This is a genomic window from Rhodoferax sp. LS1R11 (assembly GCF_056521395.1).
Map to the genome: position 1 here is coordinate 1 of NZ_JBWMAW010000005.1, position 25577 is coordinate 25577.

The 25577-nt window shown below is 59.4% G+C and carries 19 protein-coding genes and 1 tRNA gene; 10 read left to right on the forward strand and 10 right to left on the reverse strand.

What is annotated here, in order from left to right; all coding sequences use genetic code 11:
• Nucleotides 1-466: 466 nt before the first annotated feature.
• The 4 genes from AC097N_RS08050 to AC097N_RS08065 form a co-directional block, all read right to left on the reverse strand.
• Complete coding sequence (locus tag AC097N_RS08050; protein ID WP_479580385.1) at nt 467-1285, reverse strand: DUF4160 domain-containing protein; 819 nt, start codon at nt 1283-1285, stop codon at nt 467-469.
• Nucleotides 1286-1290: 5 nt separating this feature from the next.
• Nucleotides 1291-2439 (reverse strand): AAA family ATPase, encoded by a 1149-nt coding sequence (locus AC097N_RS08055; protein WP_479580386.1) that lies wholly within the window; start codon nt 2437-2439, stop codon nt 1291-1293.
• Nucleotides 2432-3592, reverse strand: coding sequence for a GmrSD restriction endonuclease domain-containing protein (locus tag AC097N_RS08060; protein ID WP_479580387.1), 1161 nt, complete (start codon nt 3590-3592; stop codon nt 2432-2434). The genes AC097N_RS08055 and AC097N_RS08060 overlap by 8 nt, the downstream gene beginning before the upstream one ends.
• A gap of 296 nt (nt 3593-3888) precedes the next feature.
• Nucleotides 3889-4314, reverse strand: a complete 426-nt coding sequence (locus AC097N_RS08065) for an XRE family transcriptional regulator (RefSeq protein ID WP_479580388.1) — start codon at nt 4312-4314, stop codon at nt 3889-3891.
• Nucleotides 4315-4436: 122 nt separating this feature from the next.
• On the opposite strand from AC097N_RS08065, the gene AC097N_RS08070 reads away from it, so the two are divergent.
• The gene (locus AC097N_RS08070) at nt 4437-6599 is read left to right on the forward strand and encodes a site-specific DNA-methyltransferase (protein WP_479580389.1); all 2163 of its coding nucleotides are present in this window, start codon (nt 4437-4439) and stop codon (nt 6597-6599) included.
• Between the two features lie 38 nt (nt 6600-6637).
• Here AC097N_RS08070 and AC097N_RS08075 read toward each other — a convergent pair whose 3' ends face one another.
• The gene (locus tag AC097N_RS08075) at nt 6638-6946 is read right to left on the reverse strand and encodes a HigA family addiction module antitoxin (RefSeq protein WP_479580390.1); all 309 of its coding nucleotides are present in this window, start codon (nt 6944-6946) and stop codon (nt 6638-6640) included.
• Between the two features lie 12 nt (nt 6947-6958).
• On the reverse strand, nt 6959-7240 hold the full coding sequence (locus tag AC097N_RS08080) for a type II toxin-antitoxin system RelE/ParE family toxin (RefSeq protein WP_479580391.1): 282 nt from the start codon (nt 7238-7240) through the stop codon (nt 6959-6961).
• A gap of 52 nt (nt 7241-7292) precedes the next feature.
• Between AC097N_RS08080 and AC097N_RS08085 the strand changes: the two genes are divergently transcribed.
• A complete protein-coding gene (locus AC097N_RS08085) occupies nt 7293-10253 on the forward strand; it encodes a DEAD/DEAH box helicase family protein (RefSeq protein ID WP_479580392.1) in 2961 nt (986 codons plus the stop codon).
• Nucleotides 10254-10308: 55 nt separating this feature from the next.
• Here AC097N_RS08085 and AC097N_RS08090 read toward each other — a convergent pair whose 3' ends face one another.
• On the reverse strand, nt 10309-11064 hold the full coding sequence (locus AC097N_RS08090) for a sulfite exporter TauE/SafE family protein (protein WP_479580393.1): 756 nt from the start codon (nt 11062-11064) through the stop codon (nt 10309-10311).
• Between the two features lie 69 nt (nt 11065-11133).
• On the opposite strand from AC097N_RS08090, the gene AC097N_RS08095 reads away from it, so the two are divergent.
• Nucleotides 11134-11568, forward strand: coding sequence for a DUF1841 family protein (locus AC097N_RS08095; RefSeq protein ID WP_479580394.1), 435 nt, complete (start codon nt 11134-11136; stop codon nt 11566-11568).
• Between the two features lie 78 nt (nt 11569-11646).
• Here AC097N_RS08095 and AC097N_RS08100 read toward each other — a convergent pair whose 3' ends face one another.
• The gene (locus AC097N_RS08100; RefSeq protein WP_479580395.1) at nt 11647-12312 is read right to left on the reverse strand and encodes a c-type cytochrome; all 666 of its coding nucleotides are present in this window, start codon (nt 12310-12312) and stop codon (nt 11647-11649) included.
• 107 nt (nt 12313-12419) lie between these two features.
• Here AC097N_RS08100 and AC097N_RS08105 point away from each other — a divergent pair, with 107 nt between their 5' ends.
• The 7 genes from AC097N_RS08105 (at nt 12420) to AC097N_RS08135 (ending at nt 21153) form a co-directional block, all read left to right on the forward strand.
• Entirely contained in the window at nt 12420-13274 is an 855-nt protein-coding gene (locus AC097N_RS08105; RefSeq protein ID WP_479580396.1) for an AAA family ATPase, read from the forward strand.
• A gap of 17 nt (nt 13275-13291) precedes the next feature.
• Nucleotides 13292-13510, forward strand: a complete 219-nt coding sequence (locus AC097N_RS08110) for a hypothetical protein (protein ID WP_479580397.1) — start codon at nt 13292-13294, stop codon at nt 13508-13510.
• Nucleotides 13511-13522: 12 nt separating this feature from the next.
• On the forward strand, nt 13523-14119 hold the full coding sequence (locus AC097N_RS08115; protein ID WP_479580398.1) for a GNAT family N-acetyltransferase: 597 nt from the start codon (nt 13523-13525) through the stop codon (nt 14117-14119).
• A gap of 42 nt (nt 14120-14161) precedes the next feature.
• Nucleotides 14162-15376 (forward strand): vWA domain-containing protein, encoded by a 1215-nt coding sequence (locus tag AC097N_RS08120; RefSeq protein WP_479580399.1) that lies wholly within the window; start codon nt 14162-14164, stop codon nt 15374-15376.
• Nucleotides 15373-17226 carry an autotransporter assembly complex protein TamA gene (locus AC097N_RS08125; protein ID WP_479580400.1) on the forward strand — a complete coding sequence of 618 codons (1854 nt, stop codon included), beginning with the start codon at nt 15373-15375 and terminating at the stop codon, nt 17224-17226. The genes AC097N_RS08120 and AC097N_RS08125 overlap by 4 nt, the downstream gene beginning before the upstream one ends.
• A complete protein-coding gene (locus AC097N_RS08130; RefSeq protein ID WP_479580401.1) occupies nt 17226-21047 on the forward strand; it encodes a translocation/assembly module TamB domain-containing protein in 3822 nt (1273 codons plus the stop codon). The genes AC097N_RS08125 and AC097N_RS08130 overlap by 1 nt, the downstream gene beginning before the upstream one ends.
• A gap of 31 nt (nt 21048-21078) precedes the next feature.
• Nucleotides 21079-21153: transfer RNA gene (locus AC097N_RS08135), tRNA-Arg, on the forward strand.
• A gap of 23 nt (nt 21154-21176) precedes the next feature.
• Here the strand turns inward: AC097N_RS08135 and AC097N_RS08140 are convergent.
• A complete protein-coding gene (locus AC097N_RS08140) occupies nt 21177-23594 on the reverse strand; it encodes a two-component system response regulator (RefSeq protein ID WP_479580402.1) in 2418 nt (805 codons plus the stop codon).
• The gene (locus tag AC097N_RS08145; protein WP_479580403.1) at nt 23584-25401 is read right to left on the reverse strand and encodes a sensor histidine kinase; all 1818 of its coding nucleotides are present in this window, start codon (nt 25399-25401) and stop codon (nt 23584-23586) included. Before AC097N_RS08145 ends, AC097N_RS08140 begins: the two co-directional genes overlap by 11 nt.
• Between the last annotated feature and the right edge of the window lie 176 nt (nt 25402-25577).

The window sequence follows — 25577 nt, forward strand, 5'->3', positions numbered from 1 at the left end:
GGCTGTGCTCCTGTTGTGAACGAGGCCAATTGCCTCAATTCACAACATAGGCACGCACATCCCCCTGTGCAAAACACACACGCCGGCTCGGAGACTACCGCGACAGCGGTTTCGTCCAATGTCCCGAAGCTGCCGGTCTGGCTTGAATAATGCAGACCTTCGTAGACTTCGGTGTGCAGCCAGTTCCAGATAGTTGATCCGTTTTTTCGAAACCGGTCGTGCTTCTGAAAGGGCCGTGTGAATGGCGGTCAAGAAACGCTCTTTTCTGGCGGTGAGGTGGCGGTCGAGGGTAACTCCGGATGGCGAGCTATGAGGACGCACAGCGGCGTGGCAAGTCAGCGCGCGTGAGTGCAAGTCCGAGCGAGATTAGGTTGTATTTCCTCCTTGAAGACCTGTATTCATAACTTTCCGAGCGCGCTCCCACAGCCAGAAAAGTGTGGCTTTACACAGCCGCCAACAGGGTGGCCTATTCGAGCGCGTATGGGTGTCCGCCACGCTGGCATCTATTCCACGATTGCAGCAACCGTTCACGGTGTTCTGTGATCCATGCCTTCATTTCAGCATCCCAAACCGGCGGTCCCTTGGGCCGCTCAAACTGGTCTATTCGATACTTCGCTAACGTTCGATGGGACACTCGGCTTTCCAATAGATGTACATGAGGTGGGCCGTGTTCAAGGGGACCGGGGAACATCACGACAGGATGTCCGTTGATTACCGCTAGCTCGCATGAAGGCGCTATCGTGGCCCCCCAATCCAAGATTTCAGCTTGCCAATGCTGTACATGGTCCGAGCTGGAAAGATGGCCGACAACGCACTCAGTAGGACCGTTCAAGTTTCCCTGATCGTTGAGCACAAAGCGCTGCGCCGCAACTGTGTGCTGCAACCAGGGAGAATTGGGGAGCGACAAGCTCACCGCCCAACCGTGATTCCATTCGTCGGCGGCCATATCTGCCAGCATCAGCCCAACAGCCGCGCGCCCAGAAAAATGAACCTCACGTTCCAGCGCGTTTTTGTCATCGGATAAATGTCTGACCCGTGCCAGTAAACGTCGATAGTTATCCCTAGGCAGTTGCTGCTGGAATCGCACATGAAGCGGGAACCCTCCACAATCGGCATGAAAGCTGCTCGAGGGAAAAGCGACAGTGCCGTCAGACCTGATCGCCAAGAGACCATCAATCGCCTGAGCTAGGCCCGCCACACCTGAAGTCCATCGGTGATCCTGGTCAATTTCTGTGGGTTCGCTGTCAAGACACAATTCATTGAAGTAAAGAACTATTGCATCCATCGGGCTTACCTCAACAATTCTTCAAGGCTCTTTTCCCACTCGTCAAAAAATCCCTCGGGCCATGCGGTCAACTCACCATTCGCCAGCACGACGGGGGTTTCAATAAAGCTGTCTCCCGTCACAGGGTCACGCGTAAAGTTGCACAGCTGTACTTTCTCGGCTGCAATCTCGCCGTGTTTGACAGCCAAACGGATGCCGTTGAGCACATGGTCACTGTGCGTCTCGACGATGATCTGCACACCATCCGCAGCGCACTTCGCAAGCAACGTACCCAGCGCGGCCTGTCCTCGGGGATGCAGGTGAGCCTCTGGATTCTCAAGCAACAGAACTGCCCCTTGAGGCGCCGCCAAACAAGCGGTCACGATGGGCAGGCAATATGTAAGGCCAAACCCCACGTTGGATGGGCGCCGTCGCCCCGAACCCTGCGCAATCTCCGTTGACGCATACGAGAAACGCAGTGACACCAGATCCGTTTGCGATAAGCGACCCGCTTCCAATCGGACGCCGGGGCTCAGGTGCTGCATCCATCCACTAATCTGATCGTAGAGCTTCGGGGTCGCGACAATGCGGTCCATGAGGCCATTGGGCAAACCGCTGGCTGTTTTAGGACATCGTCTTGCAAGGCTGACCTCGAGCCTATCACCATGCTCGGCCAGATAGTCGGGCGTAAACTGGCCGTGAGCACCCAGGAATCCAATATCACGGCTGAAAGAATCACTTCGTTCGTAGTGAGTCTGGGGGGTCAATCGATCTGCTTGGAGAAACTGAAAATGGCAGTTGCGTAGATAGGACTCTCCCGGGTCAGGGAGAAGCGCATCGAGCTGGATCTGCAAAATATCGCTATCGACCGTCGCGTTCGATATCCAATGGGTTTGGAGGCCATCAACTCTGAGCCCGATTTGGATGGTGTTGTCGGCAGCACGATCGCTGATCACGTCGTCGGCAACACCCAATTGAACCAGAGGTCCCCTTAAATGGAGGCTGGGCAATCGAACACTTTGGGAAAGCAACAGGCTTTGCCGTACCAGACTGATCGCTTGCAACACACTGCTCTTGCCCGAGCCATTGAGACCGCTCAGCACCGTCAGGTTGCTGAGCGGCACCTCAAGGTCACGGGCTGACTTGAAGTTGTGCAGTGTGAGGCATTCAAGCATCGAGTACCTCACGAAACAACTTGGTTAACTCGTCGATGCGAGCATTTGATGATTCGGCGTGACCTGTGCCTGATCGAAGGCCTGTGCTAAATCTATTTGCCCCGGTGATCAGCGCGCCAAATTTTTCGGACACAACCCCTTTGCGCTGTGTGAGGGTTTCGATCTCCGATGCGGACAAGCAGGCCAAAGTCACTAATTGCGATTCGAACAACCCCTTATTGATCGGTGTTCGACCTTGCGTCCCATAACTCTTGCGAAAAGCATGCTTTCCAAAGATGGCCTTCGTGGCGTGCAACCCCTTAACGAACGCGCTATGAATGGAGTCCCATTTCATCGAATCCCAACCGGAGAGTCGACCTTCGACGGAATCGTTGAGAAACTTATCCAACACTTGGTTCGACTGTCGCTGGAAAGGTGCCCCCAAGGCCCAAAGAGCAACAAAGCGCAGCACCATCTCCATGTCCTGCTGACGGTCTGTGGGCACGCGTCTCTCGGTCGCCTTCAAGAACTCTTCACCTTGTGCCATGTCCCGAACATGCCCTCGCCACGCGCCTGGATAGATCGCATTGCGAATCTCTTGCGCTGCCAAAGGTAAGCCGCCTTGGTTCAATCGCGCAAACACGTTGAACATCACCGCCTTTGGTGTCGTAGCACGGATGACGTTGACGTTGATTTCCAGTTCATTAATCCGCCGCTGAAATGGACGTTCCAGCTCGGCAAAGCTCGTCCCTTCTTTCTCGGTCAGGTACTGAAGCCCCTCAAGGCGCAGCGGGTTGAGCTTGGCTCCCGTTGCCTTATTCAACACTGCATGGTCAACAAAATGAAAGATCGCGCATAGGCGTTGTAAGCCATCGACTACTTCAAAGTTACCCGCTGAATCTTCGCTGAAGTAAAACGACGGCAGCGGAATGCGAAGCAAAACCGATTCGATCAAGCGGCTCTTTCTGGGGATGTCCCACAGATTGGCTCGCCGTTGGAAATCGGGAGTTAACTTGAGCTCCCCATGCTTTAACCGTTCGAGCAGCGCGCTGATAGTGAACTTCTTGTCGTAGATATCGACGTTCGCGGGATCAAACGGCGTCTTAATCATGTCACCCTCGACATCACGCTCCTCTTCGAGGTCCAACTCCTCTTTGTCTGCAGTGGGATTCATTTGATAGTCCTTGGAAATTGAGAGCAGGTGAATTGCCAAGTCACAACACGCCCCCAACCATTTCCGGCAGAAGGTCGCATATGTTGACCCGATACAGAACGCAAAAGCGCGGTAATCGCGGTGCTCGTTGACCATTTGATTCTATTGCAAGGCGAAGTTGACGAACGTCCGCTCGGCTTGCGGTAGACCGTCAACAACGTGTCGATGGCGCCGTTGAGCGTGCGTTTTACGTAGTCATCGGACCGGCTGCTGATAGCCATTGAGCAACTCCCTGCGCCACCCAGGTTGGTCGTCAGTCAGTCCTTGCCCTGAGCATCCGGCGAGTCTGCACTGGCATGGACTTTGGCAAAGGCCAGAATCACCTCGCGGATGATCTTGCGCTGTGGCACCGGCAGTTTGAGAAACGCCTCAAAAATATCCCGGTCTTGGTAGCCAATGCCGCTGTCCCATCGGGCTCGGCGCTCCTGAACCTTGCGCTGTACTTCGTCGCCGTAGTTCAGTTGCTGCGGTGAAACCGTCAGCCACTCAGCAAGCACCAATAATTTTTCGTGGGTCGGCAAGGTCTCACCGCGTAACCAGCGACGCACGCCGTGCAGCGTCATCGGCTTTCCCCAGTAACGAGTGTTGAACTCGCGCTCCAACACAGCCGGCTTGGCCTCGTAGCCAGCAGCTGTCATCGCATCGCGTAACCGATCCGCAAACAATTTCTTTGCGTTTTCCATAAGGTTACGCTATCCGGCAACCAATGCACAAACGGAACAGACATGTATAGTCACGTTTTTTACGTAACTAATGATTACATTGACTGTTTCTGCTTGCTCAGAAGGCGGTCAACACACCCCTCATGCCCAAATCCCTGCTCGAACAACTGCCCGAGATCGTCAAACGTGGACGCGAAGAGGCAGAAAAAATCCTTGAAAACCTCGAAAGCCGCCACCGCGTGTCGCTGCAAACCCGTGAGGTCGTGCTGCCGGCCAAAGACAGCGCGGTGCAAGACTGGGTAACGGCACAAAAGCGCACGGTCCAGCGAGAAGTGTTCGCCCCCGGCCAAACCAGCCTGATGGAGAACCCGCAGCCGATGCTGGGGGATGCCACCGTCGACGGGCAACCTTGGGCCAACCGCTTGATCTACGGCGACAATCTGCTGGCCATGGCGGCGCTACTGGCAGGCGACGACACCACACCCAGCCTGCGCGGCAAGGTGGATTTGATCTACATTGACCCGCCGTTTGACAGCAAGGCCGACTACCGTACCAAGGTCACCCTCCCCGGTGTGGAGCTGGAACAAAAGCCCACCGTCATCGAGCAATTCGCCTACTCAGATACTTGGAGCGACGGCACCGCCTCCTATCTGGCCATGATCACACTCCGGCTGATCCTGATGCGCGAGCTGCTGGCAGATACCGGCTCAATCTATGTGCATCTGGACTGGCATGTGGGGCATTACGTGAAGCTGGTTTTGGATGAGGTTTTCGGGAAAGACCAGTTCATCAATCAATTGATCTGGAAGCGCGGCCATGCACACAGCGACTCAAAGCAAGGTTCTGCGCACTTTGGACGCCTTCACGACACGATATTTTTCTACTCCAAATCATCACAATATTTTTTCGCACAACAGTTCACTCCGTACACACAGGCATACAAAGACACCTACTACAAGAACATTGAGCCAGGGACAGGTCGACGGTACTGGCTCGACAACCTGCAAGGTCCTGGCGGTGCGACAAAAGGAAATCCCTATTACGAGGTAATGGGTGTAAGCCGTTACTGGCGCTACAGCAAAGAGAAAATGAGCCAGCTCATCAAAGATGGTCGAGTGATTCAGACTAAACCGGGGACTGTGCCAAAGTACAAGCGCTATTTGGATGAGATGCTTGGCAAGCCTACGCAAGACATTTGGGACGACCTGAAAAGCCTCGGCGGATTGGGAGCAATCGTCGCGGAGAGAATTGATTACGACACGCAAAAGCCCGAAAGCCTATTGGAACGCATCGTTCGTTCCTCGTGCCCGGAGAACGGCATCGTGGCAGATTTCTGTGGCGGCTCCGGCACCACAGCCGCCGTCGCCGAAAAACTCGGTCGCCGCTGGATCACCACCGACCTCGGCAAACCCGCCTGCATGATCATGCGCAAACGCTTGATCGACCAGGACGCGAAGCCCTTTCTGTACCAGGCCATCGGCGACTACCAGGTGGAGGCGGCCAAGGCCATGCTGGGGCGGGACTTTCGCATTGGTGACCTGTCGCAAATCGTGCTGTCACTCTACGGCGCACTGCCGCTGCCGCCGGACGTCAACCCGCAGCGCAACTTGGGCCACATCGCGGGCATGGCGTTTGGTGCAGGCAAAAGTAGCAAAACGCTGGTGCTGGCGGATTCGCCCAACAAGCTCACCGGCGCGGCCACGCTCAAGAAAGCAATTGCGCAGCGCGACAACCTGATGGGCGGCTGGGACCGGGTCGTGGTGCTGGGCTGGAACTTTGAGCCCTCGATAGGCGAAACCATCACCGCGCTGAACGACTCGCGGCTCGAAGTGCTGGTGATTCCGCCCGACCTGATGGACCGGCTGAAGAAGAAAGGCGGCATCGACAAGCTGCGCGGTCAGGTGCGATTCTCAAGCCTGCAATATCTGACGATTCACCCGATTGAACGCAAGACGGCTGGCGAACTCGACACGCTCACCGTCAAGCTCAAAAACTATGTGCTGCTGTCGCCCGAAGCCATCAACCTTGACGACGCCAACCGCATCAAGCTGCAGGCTGTCATCAACCAGGAGCCGCTGGCGCTGATCGAGTATTGGGCGGTAGACCCGGATTTTGATGGCAAGGTGTTCCGCTCGGTCTGGCAAGACTATCGGGGTAACACCGCCAACGATGAAGACGCACTGCGCGTGGTGACACAGGCTGTAGTGAGCGCCCCAGCCAAGCCTGGCCCGCGCAGGGTGTGCGTGCGGGTGGTGGATGTGTTTGGGTTTGAGGCGGAGGTGGTTGCTACGGTGGAGGCCGCGTGAACCATGCCGGGAAGAGTGAATTTTTAGAGATGACAGGTTTACGCTGCAGCCAGTTCACGCACCGCCAGCAAGCTGTCTTTCAGTTCAAGCTGCGCCAGCTTCAAGTCGTAAGTGGTCTGCAGGTTCAGCCAGTATTGCGGCGTTTGCCCCAGAGCGCGGCCCAAGCGCAACGCCAGTTCAGCAGTGACAGGACGATCGCCCCGGAGCAGGTGCGACACGCGCATGGGGGAAACGCCGATAGCGTCGGCAAAAGCAGACTGCGTCATCGCCATATCTTCCAGCGTTTCGCGCAAAAATTCGCCGGGGTGGATGGCGGGGAGCCCGTTCACGGGTGTTTTGGTCTTCATCTGTATCACTCCTCAGTGGTAGTCCACGATTTCAACGTCTTGTGCATTACCGCGCTCAAACCGGAAGCACACGCGCCAGCGGTCATTGATGCGGATGCTCCATTTGCCACTCATGTCGCCCGACAAAGCCTCCAGCCGGTTGGATGGCGGTTGCCGCAAGTCTTCAACCTCCGTCGCGGCATCAAGCTGGGTCAGCCGCATCACGGCACGTCGCAGGATGTCGGGCGGCAAGCGCCTCGACTTGCCAGTGGCAAATAAACGTTCGGTCTCGGTATTGGCAAAGTTTTCAATCACCACCGAATTATAAACAATCTGTTTACAGAACAGCAAACCCAGGGGTTACCACATGCTTGATAAAGAAAACCAACTCGCCCTATCCGTCGGCCTGACCGCCAAAACCAACCAGCTCTGTCTCGGCCTCGAATCGGGCGCCGCCGACATTCTGGAGCTGGTGACACCCACCACCGCAGAGCTGTTGATGTGGTGGTTTGGCGAAGACATGGTGTTGGCACGCAGTGGGCTGAACTTTCATGCCGGGCAGAAACAGGCGATTCTGAACGCCATCGTGGCGCATGAGGTACTGGGCCAGGGACATGCGCACTGGACCTTGCTGGACCTGTACAAGGCTTGCGCGCCCGACGCGCTGCTGACCGGCACACGGTTGAACGAGGTAGCGCAGGCCAAACACGCGCACCCCAAATACTGCTTCAAGATGGCCACCGGCACCGGCAAGACCTGGGTGCTGCAGGCGCTGATGATCTGGCAACTGCTCAACAAAACGGCGGCGCTGGCAGAAGGCATCGACGACGCCCGTTTTACGCGCCAGTTCATGGTTGTGGCGCCGGGGCTGATTGTTTACGAGCGGCTGCTGGACGCGTTTTGCGGCAAGCTGATCGAGGGCGGCAATGGTTCGCGCGACTTCGCCAAGTCGGATATCGCGCAATTTGCCGACCTGTTCATGCCCGATGCGCATCGTGATGCCGTGTTTACCTTTGTCCGCGGCAACGTGTGCAGCAAGACCGAGATTGGCCTGAAAGCCACCGGCAACGGGATGATCGCCATCACCAACTGGCATCTGTTGAATGAAGGCGATATCACCGAGGACGTAGAGGAAATCGAAGCCCTGGGCGCGCCGCTGGAGCCACAGCAGGTCATCAATGCCGTGCTACCTCTCACGCCCGGCCGTGCCACCGGCAACAGCCTGGACGTGCTGGACCGGCGCTACGCACGCGGCAATGTGCTGGAGTTTCTGGCCGGTTTGCCGGAGCTGATGGTGTTCAACGACGAGGCACACCACATTCACGAGTTCAAACGCGAGGGCGAAAGCACCGAGGTGGAGTGGCAAAAAAGCCTCTCCAAAATTGCCGAAACCAAGGGGCGGCGATTCGTGCAGGTGGACTTTTCTGCAACCCCTTACAACGATGTGGGCGCGGGCAAAAACAAGCGCAAGGTGTATTTTCCGCACATCATCACCGACTTTGACCTGAAAAGCGCCATGCGCACCGGGCTGGTCAAGTCGCTGGTGCTGGATCGGCGCAAGGAGATTGGCGCACTCCCTTTGGAGTTCAAGGCCGAGCGTGATGAACAGGGCAACCCGGCCTTGAGCGAAGGCCAGCGCGTGATGCTGCGCGCCGGGCTGAAGAAGCTGCGCAAGCTGGAAGCGGACTTTGCCCGGATCGACATGGAGCGCCACCCCAAGATGCTGGTGGTGTGCGAAGACACCAGCGTGTCACCCCTGGTGGCCGCCTTTTTGCAAGATCAGGAAGGGCTGGGCTTGGACGAGGTGATGACCATCGACTCGGGCAAGAAAGCCGAGCTGGGCGAGAAGGACTGGGCACCGGTGCGCCAGCGCCTGTTCAGTGTCGATCACCACGCCACGCCGCGCGTGATCGTCAGCGTGCTGATGCTGCGCGAGGGTTTTGACGTGAACAACATCTGCGTGATCGTGCCGCTGCGCTCATCACAAGCGCAGATTCTGCTGGAGCAAACCATTGGCCGGGGCCTGCGCCTGATGTGGCGTGACGACGAATACACCGACCTCAAACGCGAAAACCGCGAACGCATCAATGCGGGGCAAGAGCCCGGCAGCTTGCTGGATGTGCTGTCGATCGTGGAGCACCCAGCCTTTCAGTCGTTTTATGACGATCTGATCAAGGAAGGTCTGGCAGGCACCACCGGCGACGACATGGACGACACGTCGAGCACCGGCGACGTCATGGCGGCAGAACTGCGTGAGGGTTTTGAGGCATTTGATTTCGGTATTCCGTTCATCCTGCAAGAGGCAGACGAAGTGCGGGACCACCATGCGCTGGACCTCACTGCCCTACCCGCTTTCACCGCCATGACGGTGGCGCAACTCACCGGGTTGCTGGGCAAGGGCGACACCTTTATCTCACAAGACCTGCAAAGCGCCACGCTGTTCGGTGACTACCGGGTGGATGGCGCGGTGATGAACGTTGGCGGCTACAACGAATATTTGTCGCGCCTGACGCGGCGCATCAGCCAGGCGCTGAGTGAACCGGTGCCCAAAGGCAACAAGGTGGCGACGCATCTGGCCAAGCCTTATTTGCAGGTCAACACCGCCGAGTTGACCGGCTGGCTGGACGACTACATCTGGACCCAGTTGTTTGACGCTGCCTTCAACCCGCTCGATGGTGAAAACTGGCGTGTGCTATTGCTGCAACCGGTGGTCGATCACATCACCAAGGTGTTTGCCGTGGCGCTGCTGGAGTCGGAGCAAAAGCACATTACCGGCCAGACCGAGGTGCATTTGCGCCGTTTGAGCGAAGTGCCACGCCTGATGATGCGCGAGAGCCATTCGGTGGAAGTATCCAAGTGCATTTACACCCGGCTGGCCTGGCCTGCACGCAACGGCGGACTGGAGCGCGCTTTCATTCACTGGGCTCAAGCCGACTCACAAATTGAAGCGTTTTGCAAAATCAGTGAAAACCGCCACACTTTTGCCCGGCTGCGCTATGTCAAAGACGACGGTTTGCCCGCGTTTTATTCACCCGACTTTCTGGTGCGAACAGCGGGCGCCGTTTATCTGGTGGAAACCAAGGCCCAGCAGCAAACCATTCACCCCAACGTCCAGCGCAAGCTGAAAGCCGCGCTGGCCTGGTGCGAGCGCATCAATGGATTGAGTGCTGAGCAACGTGGGGGACCGCCCTGGCATTACGTCCTGCTGGCAGAAAATGTGGTTTATGAATGGCAGAGCAAAGGCGCTCGCCTGGCTGAACTTCTGGACTACGCCCGACTGCGGCCGCTGGCCGACGCATCATTGCAGTCCCAACTAGAGTTTAGATAAAACCAGGCTGTAGCCCAGGTAGTACCTGCGGTAGTAGCTATAAATTAGATAGCGACTAGCGCACCGCATCCCACACCAGCTTGATGCCGGTCAGCAGCATGCCCAGGTACAGCAGCCGGTAAAACAGCACCTGGCTGATGCGCCGGGCCAGCTTCACACCCACCCACACGCCAATCGGCGCAATCGGCAACAGCACCAGGGAGGTGGCCATGTTGCGCGTGTCCAGCAGGCCCAGCCAGGCATAGGGAATCCACTTGGCCAGGTTGATGACGAAGAAAAAGAAGGCCATGGTGGCGGTGAACTTCACGGGCGTCATGCGCAGCGGAATCACGTAGGCGTTGATCGGCGGGCCACCTGCATGGGCAATGAAGCTGGTGAACCCGGACGTGGCGGTCAGCAAGGCGCCCAGCCAACGGGGCGGCGGCGCACTGTCCGGCTTGGGCGGAAACAGCACGCGCTGCGCCAAGAACAACAGGGTAAACACGCCCACAATGCCGGCCACGGTGTGGGCGTCCAGCGCCCTGAATAGCAGCGCGCCAATCACAATGCCCACCAGGCCACAGGGAATCAAAAACTTCAGCAGTTTCAGGTCAAAGTCCTTGCGGAATGCCGCCATGCCCAGAATATCCATCACCAGCAACACCGGCATCAAAATGGCCGCCGCCTGCGGCACCGTGACCGCCAGCGCCATCATGGGCACGGCCAGCGAGCCAAAACCCGCACCAAAGCCGCTCTTGCTCACCCCCAGCAGCAGCACGGCGGGAATGGTGACGGCGTAGAAATAGGGGTCGGTAATCAGGGGAAAGATCATCAGATGGAATCGGTATTTGAGAGATGGAAGCTATTTTCGCCGTTGAAGGGCACGACAATACGGTCCATCATGTTTTCACCCTCCCAAGCCGACGTTCGCCGTTTCTTCTGCTCTGTTTACGCCAAGACCCTTGCCGGTCAACCGATGGAAGCTATTGAAACCATAGCAAGCCTGTGGATCGACGAACATCCTGAGTACCACGCCGAACTGGCCGACGTGGACACCGCCCTGGCCTCCATGCTGCAGGCCGAGGAAGGCAAGAGCAACCCCTTCCTGCACCTGTCCATGCACCTCTCTATCAGCGAGCAGTGCAGCATCGACCAGCCCCGCGGCATTCGCCAGGCGGTCGAGCTGCTGACGCACCGCCGCAATTCGCTGCACGCGGCGCACCATGAAGCCATGGACTGCCTGGGCCAGATGATCTGGGAAAGCCAGCGCGCCGGGCGCCCGCCCGATGGCGATGCCTACATCGGCTGCGTGCAGCAGCATGCAACGCGGGACTGAGACGCAAAGTTCATCCGGCGCTCTTCAGACGCAAAAAAGCCGCTCAATGAGCGGCTTTTTTTTGGAGACCGGGCTTGCTTACTTGAACTTGCTTTGGGGCACAGTCTTCAGTTCACCCGGCAAAGAGGCCAGGTAGCTCGACAGTTCTTTCAGTTCTGCGTTCGAGAACTGTTTGGCGACACCACCCATGATGCCGTTGGAGCGGCCCACCTGGGGGTTCTTCTCAGCCTTGTAAGACTTGAGGGCGACGAACAGGTAGTCGGCGTGCTGACCGGCAATCTTGGGGTAGCTGGGGTCGATGGGCTTGCTGAAGCTGTCGCCATGGCAGGAGATACAGGCGCCCTTGGCCAGCAATGCGGTAACTTTGGCATTGCCGTCCGCGGCCTTGGCCAACTCGGGCGCACCTTCAACCTTGCCGTGGGCTTCGTAATAAGCACCCAGATCGGCCATGTCCTGCTCGCTCAGGTTGTCAGCCACGCCACGCATGGTGGGGTGCTTGCGCTCGCCCTTTTTGTAGGCGGTGAGTGCTGACACGATGTACTTGGCGCCTTGACCCGAAATCATGGGGACCTTGTGGATTTCAGGAAAACTGGCCTGATAGCCCACAATGCCGTGGCAGCCAATGCACATGGCGATTTTTTTCTCGCCGGCTTTGACATCACCCTTGACCTCTTGGGCGTGAGCGGATAAGACCGTCGCACAAGCGACAAGCAGAGCGGACAGTGATGGCAAAAATTTGTTCATTTTGAGAGGACAATCAACCAGTGTTTGAGATAGATCAACCGTTCATTATATCGGCCCAAAATCCTACACCTTCGCTACGTGCTGTTTCCCACCAACAAGCCAGAACCATGAAATTCCAAGGTACCAAAAACTACGTCGCCACCCAGGATTTGATGCTGTCCGTGAACGCGGCCATCACCCTCAAGCGCCCTTTGCTGGTCAAGGGCGAGCCCGGCACTGGCAAAACCATGCTGGCCGAGGAGGTGGCCCAGGCGCTGGACATGCCGCTTCTGCAGTGGCACATCAAGTCCACCACCAAGGCGCAGCAGGGCCTGTATGAATACGACGCGGTGAGCCGCCTGCGCGATTCACAACTTTCTACCGTGGACGGGGGCGAACGCGTCAAGGACATCAACAACTACATCATCAAGGGCGTGTTGTGGCAGGCCTTCACGGCCGAGCAGCCGGTCGCGCTGCTGATTGACGAGATCGACAAGGCGGACATCGAGTTTCCCAACGACTTGCTGCGCGAAATCGACCGCATGGAGTTTTATTGCTACGAAACGCGCCAGTTGATCAAGGCCAAAAACCGCCCGTTGGTGTTCATCACCTCGAACAACGAAAAAGAACTGCCGGACGCCTTTTTGCGCCGCTGCTTCTTTCACTACATCAAGTTCCCCGACGCAGTCACCATGCAAAGCATCGTGGATGTGCACTTTCCGGGCCTCAAAAAAGAGCTGCTCACCGCGGCCATGAAAACGTTTTACGACGTGCGCAACCTGCCCGGCCTGAAAAAGAAGCCGTCCACCAGCGAACTGCTGGACTGGCTCAAGCTGCTGGTGGCCGAAGACATCCCGCTGGACGCCCTGCAGAGCAAGGACGATAAAGTGGCCGTGCCGCCGCTGGTCGGCGCCCTGCTCAAGAACGAGCAGGATGTCACCTTGTTTGAAAAGCTGGTGTTCATGCAAAAGCACAACCGCTGACCTGAGAGCTGCGTACCATGGATAAAAATTTGTTGATTGAAGGCCTGTCCGATGCCGTCGGCTTTGTCGGTGGCGCCCTGCTGGGTTTCTGGATCGGCCGCCTGCTGGGTCTGGACATCTTTGCGCAAGGCTACAGCAATGCCAGCGTGGGCGGCATTGTGATGGTGGGCATCGGCGGGGGTCTGGGCCTGCAGCTGGCCCGGCGCTGGCGCAAGGCCAGTAAAACCAAAAAGTAAAGAGAACTGAACATGGCTTTCGTCGATCCCGTAACGCTGACAGCCCGTGGCATTGAACTCGTGCCCCTGGCGCTGGCCCATGAAAGTGGCCTGTGTGCTGCGGCGCAAGACGGCGAACTCTGGAAAATTCGCGTCACGTCCGTGCCCGAGCCCGAGCAAACCCGCCAATACATCGAGGACGCCCTGGCCATGCGCGAGGCGGGCAACCGCTTTGCCTTCGCCGTTACCGACGCCGCGACCGGTACGGTGCTGGGCTGCACCAGTTACCACGACATCGTGCCTGCCGTCCAACGCGTGGAGATTGGCTGGACCTGGTACGCCAAACGCTGCCAGCGCACGCACGTCAACACGACCGCGAAGCTGCTCTTGCTGACCCATGCGTTTGAAATCCTGGGCTGCCACGTGGTGGGCTGGCGTACTGACAACTTCAACTTTGCGTCGCAAAATGCAATTGAGCGCCTGGGCGCCAAAAAAGACGGCGTGCTGCGTGGTCACGGCCTGCGCCGCGACGGCACCATCCGCGACACCGTGATGTACAGCCTGCGCAGCGGCGAATGGCCCGAGGTGAAAGCGCAATTGCTGTACCTGCTGGACAAACCGCGTGCCTGAGGTTTGTTCAAAACTTGTTGAACCTGCACCTGGAGAGACACCGTGCTGATTGACTTCTTCTACAGCCTGCGCTCGGCCAAGCTGCCGATATCGGTCAAGGAATACCTCACGCTGCTCGAAGCCCTGAAGGCGGGTGTGGTGGGGCCCAACGCGCCCGAACCCGAAAGCGAAGATGACGTCAGCGGTTACAAGATCGAGGACTTTTACTACCTGAGCCGCACCACGCTGGTCAAGGACGAAAAGCACTACGACAAGTTCGACCGCGCCTTTGCCGCTTATTTCAAGGGTGTGGAGATGGTGGCCGACTTCACCAAGGACATCCCGCTGGAGTGGCTGCGCAAGAACCTGGAGCTTGAGCTCAGCCCCGAAGAACGCGCCAAGATCGAAAAAATGGGCTGGGACGAGCTCATGGAAACGCTCAAAAAGCGTTTTGAAGAGCAAAAGGAACGCCACGAAGGCGGCAGCAAGTGGATTGGCACAGGCGGCACCAGCCCGTTTGGCGCCTACGGCCAAAACCCGCAAGGCATTCGCATCGGCCAGGACAAAAGCCGCAACCGCAGCGCCGTCAAAGTGTGGGACCAGCGCGCCTACAAAGACTATGACGACACGCAGGAGCTGGGCACGCGCAACATCAAGGTGGCGCTGCGCCGCCTGCGCAAGTTTGCGCGCGAGGGCCATGAAGAAGAACTGGACCTGGACGACACCATCCAGTCTACGGCGGCCAATGCCGGGTATCTGGACATCAAGATGCGGCCCGAGCGCCACAACAACGTGAAAGTGCTGTTGCTGATGGACGTGGGCGGCACCATGGATGACCACATCCAGCGGGTGGAGGAACTGTTCAGCGCCACCAAGTCGGAGTTCAAGCACCTGGAGTTTTATTACTTCCACAACTGCGTATATGACTTCATGTGGAAGAACAACCGCCGCCGCTTTGCCGAGAAGTTTGCCACCTGGGACATCATCCGCAAGTACAACAAGGACTACAAGCTCATCTTCATTGGCGACGCCACCATGAGCCCCTACGAGATCTTGCAGCCCGGCGGCAGCGTGGAATACAACAACGAAGAAGCCGGTGTCGAGTGGCTGCAGCGACTCACCAGCGCCTTCCCCAAATTTGCCTGGATCAACCCCGAGCCGCAAGGCGTATGGCAATACCGCCAGAGCATCGCCGTGGTCCAGCAGCTCATGAACCAGCGCATGTTCCCGCTCACGCTCAAAGGGCTGGAAGACACGATGCGTCTGCTGACTAAATGAAATGGCTGCTGGCCGCCACCCTGCTCGCGGGCGCGCCCGGACTGCTGCTTGCCCAGGCTCCGCCAGCGATACCAGCCACACCTGCCAGCGCCAGCACGGGTGCCGCCGCGGCACCTGCGCTGGCGGCCTTCACCCTCACGATTGACGCACCCGATGAAATCAAGGCAGTGCTGGAGCGCCATCTGGAGTTGCTGCGCTACCGAGAGCTGACCGACCTCAATGACAGCGAACTCGCGCGCCTGATCACAGCCGCCGACGACAACGTGCGGGAGCTGGTGGCCACGCTGGGCTACTTTTCACCTGACATTCGCATCGAACAACAGCCTGCCGTTAACAACAGTACCCCGCGCGTGGTGAAGCTGAGCGTCGTCCCGGGCGAACCCACCCGCGTGAGCGAGGTGCGCGTCGACTTCAGCGGCCCGATCACCAACGACCCCCTGCCGCTCACCCAGCGCCAGCAGATCCAGGACAACTGGCTGCTGCAACCGGGCGCCCGATTTACCCAACCCAACTGGGCCGCCGCGAAACAGCAGGCGCTGCGACAGCTCACCCGCCAGCGCTTTCCAGCCGGGCAGATCGCCAGCAGCCTGGCCGACATTGACCCGCTCACCCACAACGCGCAGTTGTCCGTCACGCTGGAATCCGGACCGGCCTACCGGCTGGGGGACCTGGTCATCACCGGCCTGCAGCGCCAGGACACTGAACTCGTCAGCCGTCTGGCTCGGTTAACCCCAGGCGAAGACTACGACCAGGCCCAATTGGTGGAAGCCCAGCAGCGCCTGACCGACAGCGGCTTTTTTGACTCGGTCTTTGTGTCGCTGGACACCGCTGGCGACCCTCAGGCCGCCCCGGTACTGGTGCAACTGCGTGAGGCCATGCTACAAAAACTGGTGCTCGGTGTGGGTGCCAGCACCGACAGTGGTGCCCGCCTGTCTGCCGAACACACCCACCTGAAGGTGCCCGGCATTGGCTGGCGTTCGGTCAGCAAAGTGTTGCTGGACCGCGAGACGCGCTCCATCGGCACCGAATGGACCGCCCCGCCCAACGAGAGCAACTGGCGCTGGGTCACCTCGGGCCTGCTGCAAAGCCAGCAGATTGGCAGCTTTGACATCACCAGCCAGCGCCTGCGCCTGGGCCGCAGCCAGAGCGGACAGCAGATTGACCGCAACTACTACCTGCAATACGACCGCGCAGGCACTGCCTCCAACGATGCCAGCCAGCCCGTGGTGAGCGATTCGCTGAGTGCCAACTTTGCGATCACACGGCGCAACTTTGACAGCCTGCCCTTCCCCTCCAGCGGCTGGGGCGCCGGGGGCGAAATCGGCGGAGGTACCACCTTGGGCAGCCAGCGGGCACCCTACGGCCGCATTCTGGCGCGCGGCCAATACTACTGGCCGCTCGGTGGCAGCGACGTCGTTCAAACCAACGCACGCGCGGGACGCATCGTGGTGCGGGGCGAAGTGGGCGCGGTGCTGGCCCGCGACGACGTGGCCCTGCCCAGCACCCAGCTGTTTCTGACCGGCGGCGACAACAGCGTGCGCGGTTATGGTTACCACGACATTGGCTTGGTCCTGCCCGATGGCCTGACCACGGCTGGTCGCTACCTGGGCGTGGGCAGTGTCGAGTGGCAGCGCCCCATCACGGTCAATGGCCGCCTGACCGACTGGGAAAGCACCGTGTTTGTGGACGCCGGCTCGGTGGCCGACAAACCTGCTGACCTGCGCGCCAAAGTGGGCGTAGGCATCGGCGCGCGCTGGAAGAGCCCGGTCGGCCCGCTGCAAATGGACCTGGCCTACGGCCTGGACGCCAAACGTCTGCGCCTGCACCTGAATGTGGGCTTTACCTTCTGATGAAAACCCTGCGCGTCACCCTGATCACCTTTGCGGCCACCTTGGTGGTCGTGCTGGCGTTGGGCAGCGCACTCTGGGTATGGGGCGGCACCAGCACCTCGCTGGCGACCTCACTCAATCAACTGATGCGTTACTTGCCCGCCGACCAGTCGCTGGAAGTGAAAGATGTCCATGGCTCCCTGCGCGGCGGCGGCACCATTGGCTGGCTGCGCTGGCAACGCGGCGAGCTCAGCGTGGAGGCCCGTGAGGTGAGCGTACCCTGGGCTTTGCGCACGTTGCTGGACCGCGAGCTGCGCCTGGGCCAGGTGACCGTGCGACACCTGCGCATTGATGACCGGCGCCCGGCCTCCGCACCTGAAACGCCGACGGACCTGCGTCTGCCCATCAAAGTGGATGCGCCTTTTTTGGTGGACACCATCGAGTGGGTCGGGCCACCCGCGCTGCAAGTGACTGGCGTCACAGGCCACTACATATTTGATAGCAAAGAACATAGACTGACTGAGGGCAAGCTGCGTATTTCATCTGGAAACTACCAGTTCACTGCCCGCCTGCAGGCACAAGCGCCCATGGCGCTGACCGCGCAACTCGACGGCAGCCTTGAAACCACGGTGCCCTCCAGCCAGCAAAAGGTCACCATCAAGGCGCATGCCGGGGTGCAAGGCGCCCTCGCCACACCAGACGCAACGCTGGACGTGAAAGCACAGCTCGCACCCGAACTGCTGGACGCGAGCGGCAACAAGCTGTCAGCCAAACAGGCGATGCAAGCCGACATCACGGCACGCCTTCAGCCCTGGCAAAAGCAGCCTGTAACCCACGCCAACGCCAACTGGAAAGCGCTGGACCTGGCAGCGCTGTGGCCGCAGGCACCGCAGACGCTGCTGGCCGGAGAAGCCGTCATCACGCCCGAGGGCACGGGATGGCGTGCGGGCGTCACGCTCACCAACGCGCAAAGCGGGCCGTGGGACCAGCAGCGCCTGCCGGTGGACAGCCTCAACGCCAAGGTTTTTTTTACCGGAGGTCAGTGGACTATCGAATCGCTGCAGGCCCACGGTGCTGGCGGGCGCATCGAAGCGCAGGGCAAGCTCTCCGGCACCGACAGCCCGCGCCAATGGCAGGGCAGCGCCACCGTGCGCAGCATCAACCCGGCCGCGCTGGACTCACGCCTGGCCGCCACCGCGCTGAACGGTCAGCTGGCCGCGCAGCAAACAGCGGCAGGCATTGGTTTTGATGCGCACCTGCAAGCCGCCGCCGGCAAGCCAGCAGCCCAAAAAACCGATTCCGCAAGCACCCGCACCCTCGCAGGCCTGCGGATTAAAGCCATGGATGCCAAAGGCCTGTGGCAAGCCCCCAAACTCACGCTGGACACGCTGACCGTGCAGACCGATGACGCCCAGCTGCAAGGCAAGTTGGCCTACGACACCGTCAGCCAGGCAGCGCAAGGCAAGCTGGACCTGACCCTGCCGGGCGCCAAAGCCGGTGTGGACGGGCAGATGGCCAGCACCCAGGGCAAGGGTGAGCTGAGCCTGCAGGTGGCCGATGCCGCGCTCGCCAGCCGCTGGCTGGAGCGCTTGCCCGGCATGGCCGGCACCCTGGGTCAAAACACCCTGCAAGGCACGGCCGACCTCACCGGCCACTGGCAAGGCGGCTGGCACAAACAAGGACAGGAACTCCAGATTCAGGCCAGCCTGCGCGCCCCCAGGCTTGACTTGATCAACCCCGGCCAGCCCGCCGATGCAGGGTGGCGCCTGCGGGACCTGCAGGCCGACCTGGCTGGTACGCTGCGCGCCCTGACCCTGAGCACCCGCGGCCAAGCCGAAACCGGCACCCGCCGCTTCAACCTGCAGGCACAGGCCCGTGGTGGCCGGGTCAACGAGGGCATCTGGCAGGCCAGAGTCGACACGGCGCAGCTCACGGCCCAGGACAGCCTGCGGCCCGGCCTGTGGACCCTGCAGCTGAACAACAGCGTCAGCCTCGACTGGAAACAAAGTGCGCTGAGCCACACGCTGGATGTGTCTGCCGCCACCGCCCGACTGGTGGGGCCCGTTCCCGGCGCCACCACCTTGAGCTGGCAGCCCGCACGCTGGTCGCAGCAAGGCACGCGCAGCGACTGGCGCACCCAGGGCAGCATTCAGGGCCTGCCGCTGGCCTGGCTGGACCTGGTGGGGCAAACCCAAATGGCCAACCTGGGCCTGCGCGGCGACCTGCTGTTTGGTGGCCAGTGGGACGCAACAGGTGGAGACGCCCTGCGCCTGCGCGCCACCCTGGAGCGCACCAGCGGCGACCTGCAGGTACAAACCGAAGGCACCAACGTCGGCCCCATCGTGGCGGGTGTACGCGAAGCCCGCGTGACCCTCACCGCCGACGGCGACCAACTGGCCGCCAACCTGCGCTGGGACAGCGAACGCGCCGGGCAGGCGCAAGCGTCCGTCAGCACCCGCCTGCAGCGCCAGGCGGGCGCCTGGACCTGGCCCGCAAGCGCCTCACTGAGCGGCACATTGAGCGCCAAACTGCCGCCCGTCGGCGTCTGGTCGCTGCTGGCGCCCCCCGGCTGGCGGTTGCGCGGCACGCTGGACACCAACGCCACGCTGTCAGGCACCCGCGCAGCGCCGCAATGGCGCGGCAAGCTGCAGGCGCAAGACCTGGCGGTGCGCTCGGTCGCGGACGGCATCGACTTCAGCAACGGCACACTGAATGCCAGCCTAGAGGGCGAGCGCCTGGAAATTCAACAGTTCACCTTGCAGGGCGCAGGTGGCAGCAGTGGCGGTGGTCTGCTCTCAGTCAAAGGCTCGGTGGTGTGGCTGCCTGCCACGGCCACGGCAAGCACCCTCGCCTCGCGCCTGCGCATGGAACTGGACGCCACCCTGCAGGCCTTGCGCCTGAGCGCGCGTGCCGACCGGCGCCTGGTGATGTCGGGCAAGTTGACTGCACAACTCAACGACGCCCGTCTGAACATTCGCGGCTCGCTCAAGGCGGACGAAGCCCTGTTCGTCCTGCCCGACGACACCGCACCGCAGCTGGGTGACGACGTCGTTGTGCGCAAGGCCAAAACAACCGCTACTCCGACGACAACACCCGTGGCTACTGGCGTGCGCGTCACACCGGACGTGGCCGTCACACTGGATTTGGGTCAGAATTTTCAGGTACGCGGACGGGGGCTTATCAGCCGGCTGGCGGGCAGCCTGGAGCTGCGCACCACACCGGGCCGCGACTTGACGCCGCGCCTCACCGGCCAGCTGCAGACCATCGGCGGCACCTACAAAGCCTACGGCCAGCAGCTCGATATTGAAGAAGGCGTGTTGCGCTTCAACGGGCCATTTGACAACCCGGCACTCGACATCCTGGCCATCCGCCCCAACCTGCAACAACGCGTGGGCGTGCAGATCAGCGGCACCGCGCTGTCGCCCGTCGTGCGGCTCTACGCCGAGCCCGACCTGCCCGATGCGGACAAGCTGGCGTGGCTGGTGCTGGGCCGCTCATCGGCCAATGGCGGCGCCGAGTCTGCCTTGTTGCAACAAGCCGCACTGGCGCTGCTGGGCGGCAACGGCAAGAGTCTGTCGGGCAGCCTGGCCGAAGCGCTGGGGCTGGATGAACTGTCGGTGCGAGGCGCCGACAACAGCACCACCACGGGCGCCACCGTCACCCTGGGCAAACGGGTGTCACGCAACTTCTACGTGGCCTACGAACGCAGCCTGGCGGGCACGCTGGGTACCTTCTACATCTTCTACGACCTGTCGCGCCGCTTCACCCTGCGCGCCCAGACCGGCGAACAAAGCGCCGTGGACCTGATTTTCACCCTGCGCTACGACACCCTTGGCAAGTAGCGCGGCCCCGTACAATGCAGGACCTTGATTTCTCGCCATAGCACAATGGATAGTGCGCATGCCTCCTAAGCGTGAAATGTAGGTTCGATTCCTACTGGCGGGACCACATGCAAGGCCGCACCAAGACGCTCAGGGCAGTTGGGCCTCAAACTGCTCAATACTCACCGGCTTGCCAAACAGGTAGCCCTGATAGAGGATGCAGCCCTTGTTCATCAGCAGCCGTTTTTGCTCCTCGGTCTCCACGCCTTCTGCAATCACATCCAGGCTCAGGCTGTGAGCCAGTGTGATGATGGTGCGAACGATCGTCCTGTCGTCCTGGTCAAACACCAGATCGTGCACAAATGATTTGTCAATCTTGAGTTGATCCAGCGGAAGCCGCTTCAGGTATTGCAGTGATGAATAGCCGGTCCCGAAGTCATCCAGCGAAAACTGGATACCCAGCCTGTTCAAGGCATTCATCTTTGCAATGGTGTCCTCGATGTCGTCCAGCAGCATGCTTTCGGTGATCTCCAGTTTGAGCAATTTCGGAGAAATGTCAAAACGCGCGATGAGCACCCTAACCTGACCCACGAAATCGGGCTGCCGAATTTGTTTGGCACTGATGTTGACCGCGAGCACCAGCCCACTGGTTTTACTTTTTGTTTCCCAGGCCTTGATTTGTGCGCAGGCGGTCTCCATGACCCAGGCGCCTATCGGCAGGATCAGACCGGTCTCTTCTGCCAATGGAATGAACTCCACCGGGGAGACCAAGCCCCGCTGGGGATGAACCCAACGAATCAAGGCTTCGGCCCCGACCGGAAACCCTGCCGGATTCACCTGAATCTGGTAATACAACTGAAACTGTTCAAGCTCAATGGCTTTGTGCAACTCGGCTTCCAGCAGGGCCCGCTTGTTGACCGTCTGCTGCATCGTCGGGTCAAAGAAACTCAGGGTGTTGCGTCCGTTTTTCTTGGACTGGTACATGGCGATATCCGCCTGCTTGATCAACTCGTCAATCCGCTGCTGATTTCCGACAAAAAGCGTGGCGCCAATACTGGGGGTACAGCGGTAATCGTGCGTTCCCAGCTGATAGCTGTGGTTGAGCAAGGCGATGATTTTTTTGCCAATCATCTCGGTATACACGGCTGCGTCAATCAATTGAGGGCTCAGCTTCTCCAGCATCACCATGAACTCATCGCCACCAAGACGGGCAACCGTGTCCACCTCCCGAATACAGGACTGCAGGCGTTGGGCCACGTTTTCCAGCAGCAGGTCACCCATGTCGTGGCCCAGGGTGTCATTCAGGGTCTTAAAGTCGTCCAGATCGATAAACAGCAGGGCAGCGGCCTGGCCGCTGCGTTCGCTGCTGGCCATCGCCTGTTGCAGCCGGTCCATGAGCAACCGGCGGTTGGGCAGTTTGGTCAGGGGATCGTGGTAGGCCAAATGAACCAGTTGACGCTCGGTGGAGCGAATGGCGGTTAAATCAGAGATGGTGTGCACAAAGTGCACCGGATTGCCCGACTCATCGCGCACCACGCAAACCTGCTGCAGTGCGCTGAACATCGTGCCGTCCTTGCCCTGGCAGACCACCTCACTGGACCAGAACCCCGTTTCGTTGTTGGCAATGTCGTCATAGCGGGGATCGTTGTCTGAGGGCATCAACAAAAACTCAATCGGGGAAAGCCCTTTCACCTCGGCTTCCTGATACCCGGTGAGCTTTGAAAACGCAGGGTTGGCAGAAATCATGCACCCCGACTCGTCAAGAATCATGATGCCTTCCGCGATGGTGGTGAACACGGCACTGGCCTGGCGCAGGCGCTCCTCCATCTCTTTGCGTGCAGTGATATCGCGCAAGGCCCCCACCACGACCTGCTGATCGGGTGCTTTTTTCCTCAAATTGCCATACATCTCCAGCCAGGCGTAGGCACCAGACTCCCGTTTTGCCCGAAATACACAGTTGAAGAAGCCCTCTTTTTGCAATTGCCCTTCCACCAGCGGTCTGTCCGCGGCGTGCACCAACTCCAGCATGGCGTTCAGACCGGCCAAAAAAGGATACAGGGCGCTGCCCCACATCTGGCCAAACCGGGCATCTCCCTTGACCTGGTCCAGCCGGGACTCCCATTCCCAGATGCCCAGCTCGGCCGCGTCAATGGCCAGGGCCAGCCGTTCCTCAGACCGCACCAGGGACATTTCGACATCATGGCGAGACCGTGCCACCTGCAAAACCGCTGAAAGCTCTTTGGCGAGATACGGTTTCATCAAATAGCCAAACGGCTTGCACGCGGCCGCGCGAGCGACTGTTTTCTCATCGGCATAGGCCGTCAAAAAGATGACGGGCAGCTGCCACTTCTGGTAAATCAAATTGCAGGCATCAATGCCATCGCCTGTGCCCTGCAAATGAATGTCCATCAGCACCAGGCTCGGGCTGAATTGCTCTACCGCTTCAATCGCAGAGGTGAAACTTGTCCGGATCGAACAAACGTCATGCCCCATCTCCTGTAGCGTTTGCTGCAAGTCAAGCGCCACCACCGGCTCATCTTCAACCACGAGAATTCGCTCAATCTTCATAGCTGACTTTCTGCCCGCCAGGGCGTAGTTCCAAGGTGAAGCAGGCACCTGCATCAGAGGACTCCGTCGTCAAATGACCATTCAATTGGTTGACGAACAAAGGAATCAGTTGCGTGCCCAACCCACCGCGTGCGCCCCAGGCAAAGCCCGCTGGCAAACCACAACCGTCATCGCTGACCGAGAGCTGAAGCAGCCCCTCAGGCGTCAGCACCATCTTCACCTCAATGCAGCCTGGTTGCCCCTGCACGAAAGCGTGCTTCATCGCGTTCAACACCAATTCATTCACCACCAGCCCACAAGGTATGGCCCGTTGAATGTCCAGCGATATTTTTTCTATAGAGCCAAAAAACAGCAACTTGACGCCCGACGTGGTGGCATCGTAAGTCGCCCTCGTCAAGGCGATCAAGCGGCTGATGTAGTCGGACAGGTCCACCTCCGACATGCTGCTGGACTCGTACAAAAGCTGATGCACGAGTGACATCGCCCGAATACGCCCCTGGCACTCTCCCAAGGCCAACGCGGCATCGGCCGACACTTTTCGCGCCTGCAGGTTCAGCAGGCTGGAGACGATCTGCAAGTTGTTTTTGACGCGGTGATGCACTTCGTGCAGCAAAGCGGTTTTTTCTTCCAATGCATGCTCCAGCAAGGCAAGCTGTTGTTTTTGAACGGACACATCGCGCGCCAGTTTGCAGGCCCCGACCACGGCGCCGCGACGATCCCGCAATGGCGAAATGGTGACCGCCACACTGACCGGCCGACCGCTTTTGTGAATTCGCTCGGTCTCAAAAGAAGGCACCTGTTCCCCGGCAGAAATTTTCTGCATGATTTGGGACTCTTCCGTTACCCGGTCCTCGGGAAACAACATCCCGACCGGTTGCCCCAGGGCCTGCGCTTCCGTATAGCCCAGCAGCCGCTCGGCGGCGGGGTTCCAGCCGGTGATGATCCCTCCGAGGGTTTTGGTGATGATGGCATCGTCGGATGACTCCACGATCGACCGAAAGCGTTCTTCGGACTGCTGCAGCAACACCTCGCCGGCATGTCGCTGCGAAATATCCATGGCGGACGGAATCAGGTGCGTGACTTGCCCATGCTTGTCTTTGAGCGGCGCAAGCATGAAGTCAATCCACATCAGCTTGCCGTCCATCATGCGAACCTGAACGTCATAACGGACCACTTCACCCAAACAGCACCGCTCGGTATCCCGTCTGAGTCGTTGCTGCACGTCCGGGTTGTAGGAAAACCAGTAGCTGTCCCACACCTTCTTGCCGCGAACATCGTCCAGGGACAAACCTGCGGCCTCCAGCGGGGCCCGGTTGGCATGTGTGATCGTGCCGTCCAACTCCAACACGCCGACAAACGCATACAGGTTGTCGAGCACCTTGAGCAGCCTGTGCTGACTGTCTTCAATCAACTGCTGGGCCACATCGTCAAGCGTCGAGTCCTGGATGAGGGCGAGCACCCCTTTCATTTGTCCGTTGGAAGCACGCCAGGGCAGGTAAGAGGCAATGCGGTGCAGAAAGTGTCCATCCTGCGAGGGTTGGCTGGCGCGGATTTCCTGCTTGAGCAAAGGAATCCCCGTCTGGATCACAAATCTTATTTTGGATTCCACCACCTCTGCCGCTTGCGGCAGAAAATCAGCAATCTTCTTGCCAATGTGGTCCGAGACGCTCAGGTGGTTGGTTTGGGCGTGTCTTTGGTTGATGTACTGCAAGCGCATTTCGCAGTCGATGACTGCAATGCCAACCGGCAAACTGTCGATCAGCAAGGAAAAGAGCTGTTTCACATCGTCCGTGGGGTGGTCTTGCATTTTGAAAACCTTTTGAGCGCTGCGAATCGTCGTGGCACATCGTAGGCTATTTCGCCATTTGCCCTCCGAATTTAAGTTTATTCGTCAAACAAGCTTTTTCAACCCCGGCAACCCAGGTCAACCCGGCGCGGGATGTTTTACCCTGCCGGACATGACAACGCCACCAAAGGGCAGAC

Coding starts and splice junctions, on each gene's coding strand:
- AC097N_RS08050 (WP_479580385.1), bottom strand. CDS start 1,285: ATGGATGCAATAGTTCTTTACTTCAATGAATTGTGTCTTGACAGCGAA.
- AC097N_RS08055 (WP_479580386.1), bottom strand. CDS start 2,439: ATGCTTGAATGCCTCACACTGCACAACTTCAAGTCAGCCCGTGACCTT.
- AC097N_RS08060 (WP_479580387.1), bottom strand. CDS start 3,592: ATGAATCCCACTGCAGACAAAGAGGAGTTGGACCTCGAAGAGGAGCGT.
- AC097N_RS08065 (WP_479580388.1), bottom strand. CDS start 4,314: ATGGAAAACGCAAAGAAATTGTTTGCGGATCGGTTACGCGATGCGATG.
- AC097N_RS08070 (WP_479580389.1), top strand. CDS start 4,437: ATGCCCAAATCCCTGCTCGAACAACTGCCCGAGATCGTCAAACGTGGA.
- AC097N_RS08075 (WP_479580390.1), bottom strand. CDS start 6,946: ATGAAGACCAAAACACCCGTGAACGGGCTCCCCGCCATCCACCCCGGC.
- AC097N_RS08085 (WP_479580392.1), top strand. CDS start 7,293: ATGCTTGATAAAGAAAACCAACTCGCCCTATCCGTCGGCCTGACCGCC.
- AC097N_RS08090 (WP_479580393.1), bottom strand. CDS start 11,064: ATGATCTTTCCCCTGATTACCGACCCCTATTTCTACGCCGTCACCATT.
- AC097N_RS08095 (WP_479580394.1), top strand. CDS start 11,134: ATGTTTTCACCCTCCCAAGCCGACGTTCGCCGTTTCTTCTGCTCTGTT.
- AC097N_RS08100 (WP_479580395.1), bottom strand. CDS start 12,312: ATGAACAAATTTTTGCCATCACTGTCCGCTCTGCTTGTCGCTTGTGCG.
- AC097N_RS08105 (WP_479580396.1), top strand. CDS start 12,420: ATGAAATTCCAAGGTACCAAAAACTACGTCGCCACCCAGGATTTGATG.
- AC097N_RS08110 (WP_479580397.1), top strand. CDS start 13,292: ATGGATAAAAATTTGTTGATTGAAGGCCTGTCCGATGCCGTCGGCTTT.
- AC097N_RS08115 (WP_479580398.1), top strand. CDS start 13,523: ATGGCTTTCGTCGATCCCGTAACGCTGACAGCCCGTGGCATTGAACTC.
- AC097N_RS08125 (WP_479580400.1), top strand. CDS start 15,373: ATGAAATGGCTGCTGGCCGCCACCCTGCTCGCGGGCGCGCCCGGACTG.
- AC097N_RS08130 (WP_479580401.1), top strand. CDS start 17,226: ATGAAAACCCTGCGCGTCACCCTGATCACCTTTGCGGCCACCTTGGTG.
- AC097N_RS08140 (WP_479580402.1), bottom strand. CDS start 23,594: ATGAAGATTGAGCGAATTCTCGTGGTTGAAGATGAGCCGGTGGTGGCG.
- AC097N_RS08145 (WP_479580403.1), bottom strand. CDS start 25,401: ATGCAAGACCACCCCACGGACGATGTGAAACAGCTCTTTTCCTTGCTG.